General features: G+C 41.5%; 13 protein-coding genes. 7 read left to right on the top strand and 6 right to left on the bottom strand.

Annotated features, from left to right (window positions below):
• The first annotated feature begins 54 nt into the window (after positions 1–54).
• On the top strand, positions 55–1,524 hold the full coding sequence (locus J9537_RS18740) for an AcpB/EbpR/MafR family transcriptional regulator (protein ID WP_060789628.1): 1,470 nt from the start codon (positions 55–57) through the stop codon (positions 1,522–1,524).
• Positions 1,525–1,658: 134 nt separating this feature from the next.
• Positions 1,659–3,155, top strand: a complete 1,497-nt coding sequence (locus J9537_RS18735) for a helix-turn-helix domain-containing protein (RefSeq protein ID WP_060789629.1) — start codon at positions 1,659–1,661, stop codon at positions 3,153–3,155.
• 145 nt (positions 3,156–3,300) lie between these two features.
• Here J9537_RS18735 and J9537_RS18730 read toward each other — a convergent pair whose 3' ends face one another.
• Positions 3,301–4,518: an MFS transporter gene (locus J9537_RS18730; protein ID WP_060789630.1), complete on the bottom strand. Its 1,218-nt coding sequence runs from the start codon at positions 4,516–4,518 to the stop codon at positions 3,301–3,303.
• 146 nt (positions 4,519–4,664) lie between these two features.
• Positions 4,665–7,058 carry a DUF4982 domain-containing protein gene (locus J9537_RS18725; protein ID WP_060789631.1) on the bottom strand — a complete coding sequence of 798 codons (2,394 nt, stop codon included), beginning with the start codon at positions 7,056–7,058 and terminating at the stop codon, positions 4,665–4,667.
• A 115-nt stretch (positions 7,059–7,173) separates the two neighbouring features.
• Between J9537_RS18725 and J9537_RS18720 the strand changes: the two genes are divergently transcribed.
• On the top strand, positions 7,174–8,136 hold the full coding sequence (locus J9537_RS18720) for an AraC family transcriptional regulator (RefSeq protein ID WP_060789632.1): 963 nt from the start codon (positions 7,174–7,176) through the stop codon (positions 8,134–8,136).
• A gap of 16 nt (positions 8,137–8,152) precedes the next feature.
• On the opposite strand, the gene J9537_RS18715 is transcribed toward J9537_RS18720, so the two are convergent.
• On the bottom strand, positions 8,153–9,169 hold the full coding sequence (locus J9537_RS18715) for an AraC family transcriptional regulator (RefSeq protein WP_218257439.1): 1,017 nt from the start codon (positions 9,167–9,169) through the stop codon (positions 8,153–8,155).
• Between the two features lie 281 nt (positions 9,170–9,450).
• On the opposite strand from J9537_RS18715, the gene J9537_RS18710 reads away from it, so the two are divergent.
• From J9537_RS18710 to J9537_RS18695, 4 genes are read left to right on the top strand one after another with little or no spacing between them, the layout of a single operon-like run.
• Positions 9,451–11,136 carry a glycoside hydrolase family 3 protein gene (locus J9537_RS18710; protein ID WP_218257438.1) on the top strand — a complete coding sequence of 562 codons (1,686 nt, stop codon included), beginning with the start codon at positions 9,451–9,453 and terminating at the stop codon, positions 11,134–11,136.
• 18 nt (positions 11,137–11,154) lie between these two features.
• Positions 11,155–13,980, top strand: a complete 2,826-nt coding sequence (locus tag J9537_RS18705; RefSeq protein ID WP_218257437.1) for an alpha-L-rhamnosidase — start codon at positions 11,155–11,157, stop codon at positions 13,978–13,980.
• Complete coding sequence (pgmB, locus tag J9537_RS18700) at positions 13,973–14,629, top strand: beta-phosphoglucomutase (protein ID WP_060789365.1); 657 nt, start codon at positions 13,973–13,975, stop codon at positions 14,627–14,629. The genes J9537_RS18705 and pgmB overlap by 8 nt, the downstream gene beginning before the upstream one ends.
• 15 nt (positions 14,630–14,644) lie before the next feature.
• Entirely contained in the window at positions 14,645–16,189 is a 1,545-nt protein-coding gene (locus J9537_RS18695) for a glycoside hydrolase family 43 protein (RefSeq protein WP_060789366.1), read from the top strand.
• A 43-nt stretch (positions 16,190–16,232) separates the two neighbouring features.
• Here the strand turns inward: J9537_RS18695 and J9537_RS18690 are convergent, their stop codons facing one another.
• From J9537_RS18690 to J9537_RS18680, 3 genes are read right to left on the bottom strand one after another with little or no spacing between them, the layout of a single operon-like run.
• Positions 16,233–17,096, bottom strand: a complete 864-nt coding sequence (locus J9537_RS18690; protein WP_028021020.1) for an ROK family protein — start codon at positions 17,094–17,096, stop codon at positions 16,233–16,235.
• Between the two features lie 10 nt (positions 17,097–17,106).
• On the bottom strand, positions 17,107–18,477 hold the full coding sequence (locus J9537_RS18685; RefSeq protein ID WP_218257436.1) for a glycoside hydrolase family 1 protein: 1,371 nt from the start codon (positions 18,475–18,477) through the stop codon (positions 17,107–17,109).
• Between the two features lie 11 nt (positions 18,478–18,488).
• Positions 18,489–19,280, bottom strand: a complete 792-nt coding sequence (locus J9537_RS18680; RefSeq protein ID WP_010743966.1) for a MurR/RpiR family transcriptional regulator — start codon at positions 19,278–19,280, stop codon at positions 18,489–18,491.

The following is a 19,280-nucleotide window of genomic DNA, read 5'->3' as shown; positions in this document are numbered from 1 at the left end:
TATCTATTCAAATAGATAGTATAGTATGAATTTATTGCAGGAGGAATGGTTGGCATGGACTTTAGATCATTATTAGATAAACCCTTATTATATGAGTTTTCTATCTTAGATGTATTGTTTCAACATGATAGTTGGGTGACCATCAACGAGATTGCCGCTGAAACAGGTTTTAATAGAAAAACAATTATAAAATACCTAGCACTTATTGATGAGTATCCAGAACTTAGCGGATTGATTAGGAAAAAAGGCGCTGGTATTCAACTGAAAATGAGTAGGATCGATTATACCAAAATAAAAACCTCTATTTTAAAAAGAAGTGTTCCATTTGCTATGATTGATAAAATTTTAAAAAATGGCTCTTTTTCTATGTCGGATATTTCCAAAGAAACGTATTTAAGTGAATCAAATATTTATCGCTATATGAGGAAACTAAAGAAAATTCTAAACTCCTACAACATTGATCTGGTAAAAAAAAGAAACCAATACAGATTGATAGGAGACGAGAGAACCATCCGTTTCTATTTATACTTATTCTATTGGCAAGTGTATAAGGGGGTCTCTTGGCCTTTTTCTGAAGGACTGAGGAAAAAAGTAGCAGAGGATCTGCAGATAGTCGCTCAAAAAGCAGGCATGTATCTAGCTGTTCCTTTCGAAAACCAACTTACTTTAATCGTTTCCATTAATTACCTACGCTATAGAACTCGTTGCTTCATTCATAGAGAGGATGCCTTCGAGCAGCTATACGCCTTGAATGAAACGATCCCTGCCTTCAACCAACTAAATCTTTTATTTACTACAAACTATCATATGTCAAAGGATGAGACGCATTTGCTTTTTTTCTATCTTTTAACTCGGCCCTCCTTCTACCATTCATGGGACTATGCGGACCACTTTATAGAAAATCATCAACATGATAAAACCGAAATAGCTAAAGCCTCAGAGCGAGCCGCAAAAGAGATGAAAAAACAATTTCCGTTGCTACACATAAAAACGGATGCAGATTCGTCTTTTTTTAAAAGTTTATTTTCCATTCATTATCACACGATGCTATTCAAAGAATTTCCCACTGATATCAGTAATTACAAGCTTACGCCATATATAGATAGGAATTTCCCACAGCTAAAAAAAGAGATCGTGACAGTGAGCCAACACTTGACGACCACCGATAAAAATCCCTGTTTTGAACAAGAAGACTATTTGATTACCCATTATTCAATCCTATTAGCAAATATTCTCTCAGAAACGCACTTTGAGAAAAAAATTTATTTAAAAATGGAGACGGATTTTCCTTTCTTCATCGAACGCATTGTGAAAAACCAGCTGCTCAATCATTTCAAAAATACGTATCATTTGATTTTCACCGAAAATGAACAAGAGTACTTTGATCTGCTTCTTACTGTGCCCGGTAGTCATGTGTTAGAACAGTCGATTGCTAAAGAAAAAATTATATATATAACTCCAGAATTAACCATTCAAACCTATAAGACGATTTCTAGAAAGTTAAGAACCCTCATTCAAAAATAATTATTTGTTCCTTCAGTCTAACTAGACTGAAGTTTTTTCTTTTTTTGGTCTGTTCTTTATGCCATTTAATAATAAAAACAACCAGTTTATCAGTGTTATCCTATAATATGAATAAAATAGAAACGAGGGAAACAATGGATTTTACATCATTATTAGATTATTCATTACAATGCGAGCTCAAAATTTTAGATACACTCTATCAAAATTCCGGCTGGATTACACTTTCCGATTTAGAATTCCAAACTAACTATAATAAGAAAACCATTAATAAGCATTTGAAACTGCTCTCTGAAAAAGAGGAGCTTTTAGAGACTGGAAAGCTTTTAATAAAAAAAGGCGCAGGAGTAAAACTTTGCCTGACAGAATTTGAATATAAATTGCTGCTAAATAGCGTTTTAAAGTCTTGTGTGCCCTTTACTCTCATTAAGTTGCTCACAGAACATGGTTCCGTCTCTCTCAACAAAATCAAAGCAGAAACCTTTTTAAGTGAATCATCGATTCAGCGACAGATGACAAAATTAAAAAAGCACCTTCACAAGTATGGCTTAACGTTGATCTATTCTAAAGGGCAGTATTTATTTTCGGGAGAAGAGCATACTTTACGATACTATCTTTATTCTATTTATTGGAGCGTTTATCGGGGGATTACTTGGCCCTTCTCCTCACAGTTATTCGATAAAATCTCTTCTGATGTTGAGGTCATGACTCAGTCTCTGTCAAAATCCCTCGCAACATCTACCTGCAGCCAGCTTTCACTTATTCTAGCTATTAATTTTTTTAGGTATAAATCAGGGAATTCAGTCGTTTTGAAAACGGAGTGGGCACTCTTAAAAAAAATAAATACGACCTACTTTGCACCGTTTAAGATGGTTCGCGCGTTACTTGTTCGCTCCTATCGTTTATCCGTGACAGAAGCACATTTCTTTGTCTTCTATTTGTTGACGAATGCAGATTTTTACTCCCAGAATATGGGCATACTAATTATGAAGGGACATGAGGAATTAGCGACAGAAATAGCCTCTAGTGTAACAGCCGTTTATCATCATTTAGAGCCGCTTGTTCGTGCTAGCTGCTCAAAAAGAAAAAAAGCACGGATAAAGGAAACCTTGTTCTCAGTCCATTACCACGCAACGCTCTTCCCACAATTTTCTTGCGACATAACGAACTACGACTTAAATTTATACATAAAAGATAACATCCCCTCACTTTATCAAAAAGGCCAAAAAATATATGAACAAGCGAAAAAAGAAGCAGCTTCTCCAATTTTTGACGCGAAAAACTATCTTGTCACTCATTATTCGATCATCTGTGCCTATTTGACTTATGAAACTTATTTTGAAGAACCCTTTGTCCTTTTTTTGGATACCGACTTTCCGGCGCTTGTAAACGAACTCATCAAAGAAAGCTTAAAAAATCATATCAAACGATATTTCAATATTGTATTTGCGGATTCTTTTTCTGATCCCATAGATATTTTACTCACTGTCCCTTTGAAAGATCGATCTACCTACAATGAACTAACCATCCCAAAAGTGTTCATTTCTCCCCAAATTAAACACAGTGAACTAAAACAAATTTATCTAAAAATCAGCGAACTGAATGAGCTGCGAAAACAAGAGTATAAGAGCTAAGCTTTTTTGCTCTTATACTTGATTACTAAGCAACGAATGAACACCGTATTAAAAAGTTTTTTCTGCTACGCATAGAAAAAGGCAAAAAGCAGGCTCATTCACATGGAATAGAGCCTGCTTTTTAGCTTGCGAACAAGCCTCTCCTTTATGCCTCTCGTACTCCTTCGGCTTTAGGAATTGCTGCCTGTTCAGACTTTTTTTCGATCCGACTTCCTAAGCGAGTAATCAACAAGACTACTGCCATAAGACCACTGATTACGATCCCTGCCAGATATGAATTGGTTCCCGCAGAAATTTTTGTTGCAGCAAGGAGCATCGGTGCTGCAAAACCGGCTAAAGAGGAAATCAAGGTGTTCATAGCAATGGCTACTGGAAATTGTTGATGATTCGCCAAAATCGATAGTTCAAACGGAATCGTCGCATTCACCATAACGATCCCCATCCCTGAAAACATATTACCAACGATATGCAAAGCAGGATTGTTGAAAAAGACAATACAGATATAGGACAATGCAAAGGCCACAAAGCCCCAAGCCATCGTGTCTGTTTTTGTAAGCTTACGAATGTACTTCAATCCGAAGGCGGTACAGATTCCCCCAACATTTCCTAAAGCAGTGACCATCGCGGTATAGGCGGTCCCATTTCCCTTTGAAGCCAATAAAATTGATTGATTCGCCATAAAGATCATTAGACAAAGAGAGGTAACAAAGGTAACGATCAGCATCACATATATATAGCCATTTAAACTTTTCACTGTTTTGCCAAAGCTGACTGAGTGTTGCTTGGATACTTCCTCTTCAGATAATTTTCGATCCTTAGGTACCAGGACTAACACCACCAACAAGATAACAATGGCTGCACCGTAGACCCAGAAAAGATTTTGCCAGTTTGTACTTCCTAAGACACCGCCAATAGCAGTAAAGCCCATCATTCCTAGGTTGTTAAAGCCCACTGCCCAACCCATGACAGTCGCTCGTTCTTCTCCTTCAAAATGCTCCTGAAGCAATACCGGACCAACATTACTGATCAAGCCAAGTCCAAAGCCTAAAGCGATCATGCAGGCTAGAATAATATTCAGGCTGCTGTTGTAAAAAATCGGCAATAATCCACTAATGGCGACAATGGCGACAGAGAGAACCCCGATATTCTTACGAGTTATTTTGTAAGTCAGCCAAGTAAATAGCAGCGTCGCTATTAATTGCCCCAACTGGGGAATTGAACTAAGCATTTGGACCTTTGAGATCGGTTCCTGTGGGAAAGATTTCGAAATAGCAGCAATCGCCGCTCCTACGACAGAACCGGACATCAGTAAAAGATTCATACTTAAGATACCTAAAGCTAGAGATAATTTTTTCTTATTCATAATAATTGCACTCCTTCATCTTTTTTGTTTCCGCTTTCAATTGGTACTCAAAGTATAGGCTAGAAAAAAACGCCTCGCCATATGCAAAATTCATGCGCTTTGTGGTCTTTTCATAGGTCGTTCTTTTCTGCCTACTACTTTGCATGTTAATCTTGTAGTATCGCTCTGATCTGACTATCCTTTTCTCCTGAACGAACAATCGCCAGGGCTTTTCCTTGAAATAAACGGATACTTTCCAAACTATACGCCGCTTGATTTATTGGATCTCCATTGGCCAGACCAACAACTTCTCCGTTTTCGACACAGATAGACAGATTGTTATCTGCTGTAGGAACCACTCGCTGTTGCTCATCTATTCCTTCTAACTGATAAAGACTGTATTCTTTTCCCGCAAAAATCCGTTCGCAGCGAACGGCTTGTATCGTACCGCTCGTTTCACGACTCACTTCAGCGATTCTTTCATCCTGTTCGTATGCTATTGCGGTTAATGTTCCTTCCTCATAAGAAACTTCCCAATCCGCGCGGCAATCCTTTACAGGTTTTCTACCATAGCTTTTTCCATTAACAAATATCTCAACCTCACTCACGTTGCTGAAGACACGAATAGCTACTTGCTCATCAGCAGTGCGTTCTAGCCCCTGACGATTCCAATGAGGCATCACATGCAGAACCGGTTCTTTACGCCAAAAGGCTTGATAGTAATAATAGTAATCCTTGGGAAAACCGCATAGATCAGCGATTCCAAATTGTGAAGAAATAGCCGGCCAGCTAAAAGGAGAAGGCTCGCCATAATAATCAAAGGCTGTCCAAAGAAATACGCCGCCCATATATTGATGTTCAGCTAAATATCTCATGACCTTTTCCGGCTTCGCTGTTCCTCCCGCTCCAGGGTCTTCCGGTCGTCGTTTTCCCGGTAAGACCATAGAAAACAGCGAACCAAAATTCGAACACTGACACTTCTCTTCATCGTCTTTATACACACCTCGAGTAGAAAAATAAGACGCACTTTCCGTACTCATCATCGGCAAGTCTGGATGTTTTTCTTTAATTTTAGTCGCTCCCGGCCCCATCACATCGGCTTCTGGATAATTGACGCCCAGGACATCATAATTGGCTAGATACTCTTCATTTACTAGCCCCGCGGGATTAAGCAATTCTGCTGAAACGACTAAGCTTTCATAGTTGTTGCTTTTAATACAATGTACCAGCTTTTTAGCAATCCGGCTGCCCATAGTTGTATTGCCGATAACTTCCTCATTCGCTACGGACCAAAAGGCTAGCGAGGCGTGCATCCGACTTTTCTTCACCATTTTTTCCAAATCGGCTATTCGCCAAGGCGTGCTTTCTAGTAGGCGATTTTCATTCATCAATAAAATTCCGAAACGATCACAGGCAGTTAACAGCTCCTCAGAGGCAAAATGATGGGCGCTGCGCCAAGCATTTACTCCCATTTCTTTCATTGTCTTTATCTTATAATCTACGATATCTTGGTTCAATGCGACCCCTACTCCGGCAAAATCTTGGTGTTCACATACTCCCCGCAGCTCATAGGTTTTTCCATTTAAATAAAAGCCTGCTGTGTCGTAATGAAAGGTACGAATACCAAATGATTTCCGGCATTCGTCTGTCTCCATTTGAAACACCGCTTCGTAAAGATGAGGATTTTCTGGGGTCCAAAGTGACGGTTCCGGCAATTGAAAGGTTTCTTTTAATAGCCGTTTTTCATAGGGCGCTAAGGTCTGGATACCTAGTTGAATCACCTGATCGTTGATTTTTATCACTGGCGAAACGGTCACGGTATCCGCTGACTCGTTCTCTACCAAGAGCTCTGCGCCTAACAATGCTTGCTTCTCTTGAATTTCTTTCGTGTAAATATAAACACTGTCATAGTCAAACGAGACCAACGGCAAGTATTCTACCCACACGTCACGATAAATCCCTGCCCCTTCGTACCACCAGCCTTCTGGGCCGGTCGTCGTGTCTACCCGCACCAGCAATACATTCGTGCCTTCTTCTCCGTATTTAGCCATCTCGGTGACATTAAAAGAAAAGCTCGTGTATCCGCTATCATTCTTTCCTAAATACGCGCCATTCAGCCAAACTTCCGCAGAACGCATCACACCCTCAAAATGAAGGACAACTCTACTAGTATTTAAAAGACTTGATGCTAGCTGGAAGGTCTTACGATAATATCCGATTCCCTCTTCCTTTGAGCCTGACATCAGCAGTTCTGGATCTTGTTTAAACGGCTGCCTCACTTTCCAATCATGAGGCAGTGTTATTGTTTGCCAGTTCTCATCAAGACCAGAAGTAAAATCAGTGCCAGCTAAATTTTTTAATCCTTGAAGGATATCCCCCTGCGCGATCAGCTTGAGAAAGTGCTCGCCTCCTGCGCCATAGGTCACCGCAGCTCCAGTTTCTCCAGCTAATGGCGCGGTTAGTCCGCCTAACGCATGGGCTTTTTTCGCTGTTCTTTTCGGGATTCCTACTTCCCCGTAATGAAATTGCCAATGCTGATTGATTTTTTTCTTTTCTCGCATCTTCGTTCCTCCTCTGATATCCCCCATTCTAGTTCGTCAAGCCCTGTGATATAATGAAAAATACCGACTTGAAGAAAGCGTTTCCTGCATTTTTCCGACCTTATGGAGGTGTCCGATGACAAACGATCCTTTTTCCGAGCTGCATTCCACGAATAGCGAGCTGCCTCAGATCAGTACCCGCTCTCCGATCGCGATTTTCTATAAGCAAAAAATTGGTGAGACGATTCTTTATACTAAGGTGCAGGATGGCGACATCACGGCCTTTGAAGATGAAGAATATCAAGCATTGCACAAAAACCAGAACTTTGAATTGATGTATGTCTTACAAGGCGAGCTGACTAATTTCATCGAGGACAAGGAATATCAATTTCACGCTGGCGAGGGCTGTTTGCTGAATACTCAAATTCTGCATCGAGAGATTCTTTCGGAAGGCTGCAACGTCGTCTTTTTAAATTTATCTCCCACGCTGCTTAGAGAGCTGCTGGCTATTGACTCTGGCGAGGGACCAATCTTTCAATTCCTGCAGCAAAATCTGCAATCCGATTCTCAGTGGAAGCGCAGCTATATTGAATTTTCTCCCTGCTTGCCTTATCAAAGCGAAGGCTTCCACGTTATCATAGATTCCCTGCAGTTAGAAGTTGCGACTTCCAAAATTGGCCGCGCTTATTTTCAACGAGGATTGATTTTACGCTTATTAGACGCTTTAGAGAACGCCAATCAGTTTTCTTTGCAGCAGGTGGATCTGGATTTGTCAAAGGAGGATTACCTCGTTAATCGTGTGATTCATCTAATTGAAAGCCGCTTTGGCAATATTTCCCGAAAAGAACTCGAAACAGCTCTCCATTATAATGCAGAATACTTGAACCGCTTATTAAAGCGCCAAACAAAAATGACCATTGTCGGATATGCGCAGAAGATCCGCACACAAAAGGCGCAGCAATTATTACAAACCACCGATCTGACGATTCAGCTCATCGCTGAGCGCTTGGGCTTTTCCAGTGAAGCTTATTTTTATCACTATTTTAAAAAGCAAACCGGACTTTCTCCCAATCAATACCGCCAAAAATTTACGCTCTAAAAAACCGATTGACGCATCAATCGGTTTTCTTCGTGTTAAAGGAGTATTTCTCTCGATATTCTGTTGGTAGGATTTTTAAATTTTTGCGAAACATCTTATAAAAGTAGGAGGGATTTTCATACCCCACTTTTAAAGCAATCTGTTCAATCGGGGCATTTGTATAAGTTAGATATTCAGCAGCTACATTGACCCGCTGCAGGTGAACCAATTTGATAAATGTAAGGCCTGTGTGTTTTTTTAAGTAAGAGGAGAGGTAATTGGGATTAAAGCCAAAATGCTGGGCCATCTCCTCCAAAGTTATCTGGGCGTAATTCTTTTCAATATACAACAGTAAGGACAATAGATTGACCGATCCATCCTCTTCTCCAGAGATGACCTCCTGTTCATTTGCGGCTGAACGAATCAGTCTAGCAAAGAGGGTCAATAATTCTAAACGAATGAGTTGATTCGATTGTGCGTCTGGATAGTAATATTCTTGAATGATGTCTTCCACCAGTCGATGAATCTTAGTTTCCTGATGCGTTCGAAACAAGCGATAAATATTTTCTCCCTGCGTCTCATTTGAGAGGAGGGAAAAGAGCAAGGAGGAAACTTTTTTCGTCACACGATCCTCATACATAAAATGATAATCATTCAACGTAAAGGCGGTATCCTTTAGGGTCAGATTAATTACAATACTGTCTGCTTTAATTGGCTCAACTCGATGGATCGTGTGGTTGCCAATGATAATCAAATCATTCTGTCGCAGATGCAGCTCATCATTTTTTGTAACGACTGTGCACTCGCCTACAATCGGAACGATGATCTCTACATAGTCATGGATATGATAGGGAATAAAAGATTTTACCGGCTGAACAGAAATAGCGATTGATTGCGGATTCACCTCCAACGAATCATCCAGCGTATGAAAAAATTCATACACCGGCTCGTTTTTCAACACACCTGCCTTTTTAGGCTTCATTTCCGGTCCTAACTCATCCCAGTTACGTGGCTGGTTTTTCTCCTGCAGAATGTTTAATACCGTTTCCTCCATAGTCTCCTCTCCTTTCAAAAAAACCGCTCATTTCCTGCACTAAGTTGAAAAATTACAGATTTGCTCTTCTTAAGTTGTTTTTTTCTATGACGTCGTCTTCTGACTTCGTCTAAACTATCTCATGAATGAATCCTTCAAGCAAGACACATTTTTCGATAAATGAAAGGAGCTGTGAAATGAACACATACCAGATGTTTTTTCGCAATGGTTGCCGTCTTTTTTCCAAGCTAGAATGAAAGCGTGAACACGTATAGATAAAAATAATGGGAGGCTCATCATTCATGGTAGATTTAACGAAAAAACCGTATTACTTAACAGAAGAACAGATTCAACTGCTGCAGCGCAAGCTTCAGGAGATGACTTTAGATGAAAAAATTGGTCAGCTCTTTTTCGTCATTGGTCAGGATGAAGACCAAGTAGACATTAAGGAATTTGTCCAAACCTATCGTCCTGGGGGCATGATGTATCGCCCCGCTTCAGCAGACAAGATCAAACGACAATTAGCCACGGCTCAGGAAGCCAGCGATATTCCATTATTCTTTTCCGCAAATTTGGAATCAGGTGGGAACGGGATTATTTCTGAGGGCACATGGTTCGGTATGCCTTTGCAAATTGCGGCTACTGATGAGCCAATACATGCCTACGAATTGGGAAATGTTGCCGGGAGCGAAGCCGCTCAGGTAGGCTGCAACATGTCATTTTCACCCATTGTTGATATTGATAAAAATTTCCGCAATCCAATCACCAACACTCGGACCTTTGGCAGCGATCAAGAGCGAGTCCTTCAAATGGCTGCGGCTCAAATCAAAGGACTCCAGGAGAATGACATTATCCCTGTCATTAAGCACTTCCCCGGCGACGGTGTCGACGAACGTGACCAGCACCTTTTAAGCACGGTCAATTCCTTGTCTGCCGATGACTGGATGGCTTCCTATGGTAAAATTTACCAAACATTTATTGATCAAGACATCACCAGTATCATGATCGGGCATATTCTGCAGCCAGCCTGGGAAAGAAAACTTTCACCAGAAATCACCGATGCAGAGCTGCGACCAGCCTCAGCCTCAAAACGATTGATTGACGGTCTGCTGCGGGATGTGCTTGGCTTTAACGGCTTAGCAATCACCGATGCTACACCAATGATCGGTTATAATGCCATTCTCCCTCGAGCAGAGCTGTTACCGGCCACAATCAATGCGGGCATAGACATGATTCTATTCAATAAAAATATCGACGAAGACTACGCCTTTATCAAAAAAGCAGTGGAAAACGGAACCTTGAAGCTGGCTCGAATCGAGGAAGCGGTGTTGCGGATCCTGGCTACTAAGCTGACTCATGGCCTATTCGAAGCAAAGCCCACAGAAAAAAGGACGGTGAACCTTATAGAGCATGCCGAAAAAGCAGCAGCGACAGCGAAAAAATCAGTGACTTTAGTCAAGGATCGTGATCAGCTGTTGCCAATGACGGTGGCGCGTTACCCTAGAATCCGACTAGTTGTTTTAGGGGATTCAGATGACGGCGGATTTAAAGAAGGCGGTAAGGTTTCCGATCACTTCCAAACCCAGCTGGAAGGACTTGGTTTCGAAGTGACCCTATATGACCACCAGCAGCTAGATTTTCACGAGATTTTTGAAGAAGGCGTGGCAGAAATGAAGGGAAAATTTGATTTGGCGCTTTATGTCGCGAACATCGAAACCGCCAGCAATCAAACAACGACTCGTTTGGATTGGGTTCATTTGATGGCGGCGGATGCACCCTGGTTTATGAAGTCCATTCCAACTATTTTTATCTCAACGGCCAACCCGTACCATCTATTCGATATTCCAGCCGTTTCTACTTATATCAATACCTATACTGGAAATAAAGCTAGCGTTGACGCAGTGATCAGAAAAATGACAGGGACGGAAGCCTTTGAAGGGATCAGTCCTGTTGACCCCTTCTGCGGAGATTTTTCTACAAAATTATAAGAAAAGAGGCGTGTAATTATGAACATTTCCACCATTTTAATCAATCACATGATCGAACCGATTGGGTTTCAGCTTGATTCGTTGCGAATCGACTTCACTGTGGAAGCAAATCAGTACACAGAAGTAACCAAACAGCTAATCATTTGGACAACCTCGTATGAACAGCCCATCTACAAAAGTGACAAGGAACGTTTTGAAACGAATTTCTTCGATGTATCATTGGACCTCACTCCTCGTACTCGTTACCACGTTGAGGTCTCCCTTTATGATTCAGACACGCTTCTTTGCGCAAAAGAAAGCTTTTTTGAAACTGGGAAAATGTCTGAGCCCTTTGAAGCTGAATGGATCGCACATCCAGATAAGAGCATTCAAAACACGCTTTTCAAAAAGGACGTTCGTGTTCCATCGAAAGTCACTAATGCCCGACTGTATGCTACTGGATTAGGTATTTATGAAACGTATATCAACGATGACAAGGTGGGCGATGAGTACCTATCTCCTGGAGTTACGGCTTATGATCAGTGGGTTCAAGTTCAAACCTATGATGTGACCGAAGCCTTTCAAAAATCAGATCAGATCAAACTAAGCTTTTCTACTGGAGATGGCTGGTATAAGGGAACTTTAGGCTTTGATGGCGGGAAAAAGAATATCTATGGGGATCAGCAGCAGGTTATCGCAGAATATCACCTTCGCTACGAGGACGGCAGCACAGAAATCATCTCTACCGATGCCACTTGGCTGACAACTAGCGGCAAGGTTACAAAATCGGAAATTTACTATGGCGAAGATCTAGACGATACAATTATCCCTGCTAATTGGCAGCCTGTGATCGTCTCAGAAAAAGACAAGGCACTTCTACAAGATCGGTTAAGCTTACCGGTAAAAATCATGGAACGCCTCCCTGTTCAAGAAATTCTTGAGACCCCTGCAGATGAGCAAGTCCTTGATTTTGGTCAAAATCACACCGGCTGGCTCGAGTTTTATAATCGCGAACCGAAGGGAACAAAGCTTGTTTTCCAAATGGGAGAAATTTTACAGGAAGATAATTTTTATCGAGAAAATTTACGACAAGCGCGAGCCGCCTTTGTCTATACTTCTGACGGAGAAGAGAAATGGGTGCGCCCTCACTTTACCTTTTACGGCTACCGCTATGTAAAGGTCGAAGGCAACACGCAACCACTGGAAAAAGCGGATTACCAAGCAGCGGTATTATACTCCGACATGACAACGACAGGTGCTATCAAAACAGCGAACAAAAAAGTCAACCGACTCTTCCAAAATATTTTGTGGGGACAAAAAAGTAATTTCCTAGACATTCCAACGGACTGCCCCCAAAGAGATGAACGCTTAGGTTGGACAGGCGATGCGGCAATGTTCTCTAAAACAGCGGCATTGAACATGAATGTCTTCTCTTTCTTCAAAAAATACGCGAAGGATATCGCCGTCGAACAAAAAAAATATGACGGCATGGTTCCTATGTATGCTCCCGCAATGGGAAATACGGATGGCGGTGCAGCGGTTTGGGGAGATGCCGCGACGATTATCCCTTGGACTATGTACCAAAGCTATGGCGTTCCAGCCATCCTGCAGCAAAATTTTTCCGCAATGAAGGATTGGGTAGAATGGATTGGCCGTAACAGCAAGAGCAACAATTTGTGGACAGGCACCTTCCAATTTGGTGATTGGCTTGCCTTAGATGGTGAAAATCCTGCCTTGCCTACGGGAAAAACCGAAGAAGATTTTATTGCCTCGGTTTATTATTTCTATTCCAGCAGTATCGTAGCCAAAACCGCAGAAATTTTACAGCGTTCTGAAGACGCCGTTTATTATCAAGAACAGACACAACGAATCTTGGAGACCATCAGAAAAGAATACATCACAGCGAACGGTCGATTGGCGATTGATACACAAACAGCCTATGCGCTTGCACTACAATTTGGACTAATCCCCGAATCACAGTGCTCACGTGTAGTGGCAGATTTAGTTGCTCGTTTGAAGAAGGACAATGATCATCTGAAAACAGGGTTTGTCGGTACCCCCTTCATTTGCCAGGTCTTATCTCAATATGGCTACCATAAGCTTGCCGCAAAGATTTTCCTTTTAGAGGATTTCCCAAGCTGGCTTTATGCGGTAAATCTCGGCGCTACTACGGTCTGGGAACGCTGGAACTCTGTCCTGCCTGACGGTTCCATGAATCCTGAGGGAATGAATTCTTTAAATCATTACAGTTTCGGCGCGATTATGGAATGGGCCTACAAGTATTTGTTAGGCATTCAAGCTGCGGCCCCAGGTTATCGTGAAATTACCTTCGCTCCGCAGTTTGATTATCGTTTAAAACAAGTGAGTGGACATTTTGACTCCCCTTATGGAAGAATCGCTGTCGATTATCAAATTGAAGCGGACAAAGAGCACACTATCAAAATCAACTTGACTGTTCCCTTTGGTGCTTCTGTAAAGGTCACGTTGCCTAGAGCTGAGACTACTTCGATCACGGTAAATGATCAATTAAAAGAAAACGACGGCTTCGTGTTAACCTGCGGTACCTATGCCATCAGCTATATTCCCACTGAAAGTTATGTGGAGCACTACAGCAGTGAAACACCTGCCGCGGAAATCATGGCGGATGATCTTTTGGTTAAAAAAATTGATGCGGTGGATCCTGTGCTACATTTCTTTAAAGCAGATCCTGAAGCGATCAAAGGTGGACTAGGTACGATGTCATTGACTAAATTAAATACACTGTTGCCTTTTATTCAAATCTCACCAGAAAATCTTGCAAAGATTAATGACATTTTGACCACTACCCCTATTCTCAGCGAACGGGAGGAAGTCTCTTTTGTTTAAAGGTGTTTTATTTGATTTAGATGGTGTCATTGCTGATACCTCCACGCTGCATTTTGACGCTTGGAAAAAACTCGTGAATAAATACTTTTCGGTGGCTCTTCCAGATTACATAGAGGAGAAAACAAAAGGAGTCAGTCGTACTGACTCCTTAAAGGTGATCTTAGAATCTCTCGATGTAGTTGTTTCCGACAGTATGTTTCAACAGCTGCTCCATGAGAAAAATGAACTGTATGGCGACTCACTGAATACCTTGTCTCCCAACAATATTTTACCTGGAATAGCACCGTTCATTTCCGAATTAAAGGAGCAGAAAATGAAGCTTGCCTTGGCCTCTGCTAGTCTGAATGGCCCTTTGATTTTAGAAAAATTGGCCTTAAGTACTACCTTTGACGCTGTCGCTGATCCGAGTAAAGTGGCCTGCGGAAAACCAGCTCCAGATATTTTTATTGCCGCGGCAAAAGCCCTAGGTTTAACTCCGGCAGTGTGTGTCGGTATTGAGGATTCTATTGCTGGTATCACCGCTATTAACAGCAGCGGCGCCTTTTCGGTTGCAGTCGGGAAAAATCCTCAATTGCAATCCGCTAATCTCATCCTTCCATCAACCGCGGAGTTATGCTTAGACACTCTTCGTATCGCTTATTCGAACTAAAAAGGAGTTTTTCATATGATCGAAAACTATCAAAATCCGATTCTAAGAGGAATGTACCCTGATCCAAGTATTGTTCTAGTCGAAGATACGTACTACATGGTTAACAGTACCTTTGAATATTATCCAGGCATTTCTCTCAGTAAAAGCACCGATTTATTAAACTGGACAAAGGTTCCAGGTATCGTTACAAAAAAAGAACAAGCAGATTTATCGAAAGCAAAATCAAATGAAGGCATCTTCGCTGTCTGTATTCGTTTTATCAATAATCATTTTTATGTCATTACAACAAATTTCGCGGAGTTCAAAAATTTTATCATCAAAGGCAGCCTTAATGATCGGGGCGAAATCATTTGGGAGGATCAGCGGATTGAGATCGACATTATGGGGATCGATCCTGACCTATACCACGAAGAAGACCGAACGTATGTCACCTTTACTGGCTTTATTGATGATAAGGGTACTAAGGCGATCCAACAAGTAGAAATCGATCTTTCTACTGGAAAAATTCTGCGAGGACCAGAAGTAATCAGCATGGGCACTGGCGGACGAGATGTGGAAGGTCCCCACATCCTCAAACGAAACGAGGCTTATTATCTTTTAGCAGCTGAAGGCGGAACGGGTGTTGGGCACATGATCACAATGTTCAAGTCTCCGAATCTTTGGGGACCCTTTGAAGATACGCCTGGCATCAATCCTCTTTTTACCAATCGTGATCGCGCAAACGAACCTTTGCAAAATATTGGTCATGCGGACTTGTTCCAAGACACTGAAGAAAATTGGTGGTTGACCTGTTTAGGCACGCGTCCATCAACCATTGGGTTTAAGCAAATAACGAATATGGGGCGTGAAACACTGCTCTACCCTGTCATCTGGGATAAGGAATGGCCGGAAATCAATCATGGACTGCCTAGCGAAATTGTGGATATGACCTCTTTTCCAAGCCATCAACGCGTTTTAGTAAACCAACAAAAGCTAACGTCCTTTTACGATAACTTTGAACAGGAAACGTTGCACCCCGAATGGCTCAGTCTGCGAGATACACTTGGCGAAGACGTATTATTAAAGAACAACACCTTAACGATAAAAGGGCGTCCCACAACCATCGAACAAGAAGCTACACCCGCATTTCTGGGCATTCGACAAACCGAAAGCGCGGAATCATTCACTGTCAATGTTGCTGAAGCAACAGCCATCAATGATGGGCAAATCGGCCTACTCAGTTTGATTAATGACACGCATTTTGCTGCTATTTTAGTGAAGCAGCAGGCGGATGGGTTCATCGTCTCTCGTTACCAAAAAGTGGAAGATTTAACCATTGAAGAAATACTTGGTACGCTTGATTCAACACCCACACAGTTCAAATTAATCAATCGTCCCGCAACTAAAACCTTCCTTGTAACGGATGGACAAAAAGAACAACGCTTTGAAACAAGCGCACTTCATTTTTCAAACGAAGCCATCGCCGCTTTGAACACCGGCGACATCCAAGGAATGTATGCCTTAGATAACGCTGAATTTGTCATTGAAAGTGTCCAACGACAGACAGTTGATAAAGAATAAAGCAAAAACCAAGGCATTGTCTTTGTCGACAGTGCCTTGGTTATTATTTATTCCTCTGCAGCTCAAAATTCAATGCGGCACCGATTAGATTCGCATTGTTTTGAAATCTGCAGCACTTGATCGTCGGCATGATTTCTTCGACGCCTTCTTTTTTCAACAGCTCAAACAGTCGATTGGATAGCTCCTCTGCCAATTCAGGACGCTTGGAGATACCGCCGCCTAAGAGAATTAGTTCAGGATCAAACATGACTTGTATATTGTAAAGATTATTGGTCATGATTTGATATATCTCGTCTAAAAGGGATGTAGCCAGCAGATCCTTCTTTTCTCTCAATACATAAAGTTCTTTTCCATCAACACAGGTATGTGTCTGTTCCGAATAAGCCTTAGCCGCTTTCACCAGTGTCCCATTTTGACTGAAGGTCTGTGTCTGTTGACTCTTCAGCAAGCCTATCTCACCGCCGAATAGGTGGCTTCCTTTATATAATTTCCGTTGAACAAAAAGCGCCCCGCCAACTCCTGTCCCTAAGACAACAAAGGCAATATTTTGCGCGTTCTTCCCCTCACCGAGTTCTACTTCAGCAATTCCAGCGCAATTTGCATCGTTTTCTATAGTTACCGGCAGATTAAAATACTGTTCCAGCTCATCAAAAATTGGCCGTTGGTGAATATAATCCACTGCGCTAATCCCCAGAATCTTTCTCTGCTCCTGATCAACTGCACCTGGGGCACTAATCGCGATACCTTCAAAGGTTTGATCGTATTTTTCAATTGCCAGCTGAAGATTTTCTAAAAACGCCTCAAAGGTATCTGGGGTGGAAAATGCGGAAACTTCACTTAACTTGTGCTTTTCCCAAACGCCATGCTTCACAGTAGTTCCACCAATATCAACTACAACTATACTCATCTGCACTCACCTAGAATCCATTATTTTCACTTACTTGTTGAATCCATCGACCACTTTTCTTTATAGAACGTTCATGTGTCGTTAAATCTAATCGATAGAATCCATACCGATTTCGATAGCCATTTAGCCACGACCAGCAATCTATGAATGTCCATGCATGGTATCCAAAGCAATGACTTCCTTCACTAATCCCCTTATGCAAGTAAGACAAATGTTCTTTCATAAAAGCGATACGATAGTCATCTTCAATTTCTCCAGCGTCATTCATAAAGCGTTCTTCGTTCGCTACGCCCATACCATTTTCACTAACATACCAAGGAATATTGTTGTACTTATCTTTCATCATCATAGCCACATCATAAAGCGCTTCAGGATAAATTTCCCATCCACGATAAGGATTCATTTTTTTATCTGGCCAATCATACGCCGCATAAAAATCTGAAGGCATTTTTGCGGGAACAGTTGGAAATTCAGGAGCTTGTACTCGTCTTGGCTGATAATAATTTAATCCGATAAAATCCACTAAATTTTCTCTAATTCGCTGGTCATCTTCCTCCTTCACCTCTGGCAACAGACCATTTTCTGATAATAACGTGACTAATTCCTCAGGGATTGTTCCTAATACTGACGGATCTAAAAAACTTCGAATATTCAATAAATCGGAACGAAAAGCCGCCAATTGATCTTCATCAGAGACACTTCTAGGATAGGTTGGAGAAATATTTAAAATAATGCCGATTTCTCCAGTTTCTATGACCTCTCTAAACACCTTTACCGCCGCTTTATGGGCGAGCAAGGTGTGATACCCCACTTGAATCGCACGCTTGAAATCAACAATTGCGGGATAATGATATTGATACAAATATCCGCACTCTATATGAACAAGCGGCTCATTGAAGGTCGTCCATTTCCCAACAAGATCACCAAACAACTCAAAACAAGTTTTTGCATAAAAGGCAAAGGCTTGAACAGATACTCGGTTTTCCCATCCCCCCTGTTTCATTAGCCACATGGGTAGATCAAAATGAAAGAGGTTAATAATTGGTTCGACACCATTTTCCAGCATCGTTGAAAAATAATTTCGATAAAATTGAACAGCTTTTTGATTAATCGCCTTTCCATCAGGGAGCAGACGCGCCCATGAAATGGATGTTCGAATGGAGTTCAAGCCAATCTCCTTCATTCGCTGACAGTCTTCTAGATACTGGTTATAGATATCAGAGGTGACCCCGGGTCCTTGATTCTCATAGAAGTTTTCAGGGGACACTCGAAACCAATAGTCCCACGTTGTCTCAGTTTTTCCAAAGCTCAAACTTTCCCCTTCTGTTTGAGGGGCTGACATCGCCGCACCCCACAAAAAATTCTTCGGAAATTTTTTCATGTTTACTCCTTTTATTTGTGCAATATTTGTTCAGACTCTAACCACTGGGAGATCGCATCTGAATATAAGTGAATATATCTTTCATAAACCATGTCCAGTTGGATAAGAATTGGGATTTGCGGAGAAATATTTCCCAACGCTTCTTCTCGCGTAAAGCTTGCGGCGATTAAAACAACATCCGCATGAGGAACTAGCTGAGAATAACGATTGGACGTGATCAATAAAATCGGGACCTTTCGATCTTTGGCAATCTTCATAGCCTCTAGTAGTTCTTCGTCATCACCTCGTAAACTCGAAACCACGATTAACTCATCCTTATTTGCAAAATGTGCGGACATCAAAATCGAATTTTCATCAGCAATCACTCGTACATATTTGCCAACCCTAGAGAATTTGAATTGAAAGTCAGCACCAGCATAAGAATTGAACCCTTTCCCAAAGAAATGAATAATTTTATGCTGATGGAGCACCTCACAGAAAGCGTCGACTACTTCTTGTGAATAATTACTATCGCTGCGAGTTGCCAGCGAATGATACGCTGCGGTTATTTTTGAAGAAACAGAGACGCCGGAAGCTTCATTATCTAACGACAGCTTGTAGAGAAAAATCAATTCTTTGTAATTATTCAATCCAATTTTTTTACAAAATCTTGTAATAGACGCTTTCGATACAGCTAAATGCTCGGATAACTTGTCGATCGTCATGGACGGCTGTTTACTTAGTAAATAATCAGCGATCACTTGCTCAACAGAAGTAAAATTCAAGCGACAGGATTCGATTAAAATAAAAATGTCTTCTTGCAT

It is taken from the genome of Enterococcus raffinosus (genome assembly GCF_019175485.1).
Taxonomy (GTDB): domain Bacteria; phylum Bacillota; class Bacilli; order Lactobacillales; family Enterococcaceae; genus Enterococcus_A; species Enterococcus_A raffinosus.
This window is presented reverse-complemented; position numbering and strand designations above follow the sequence as displayed.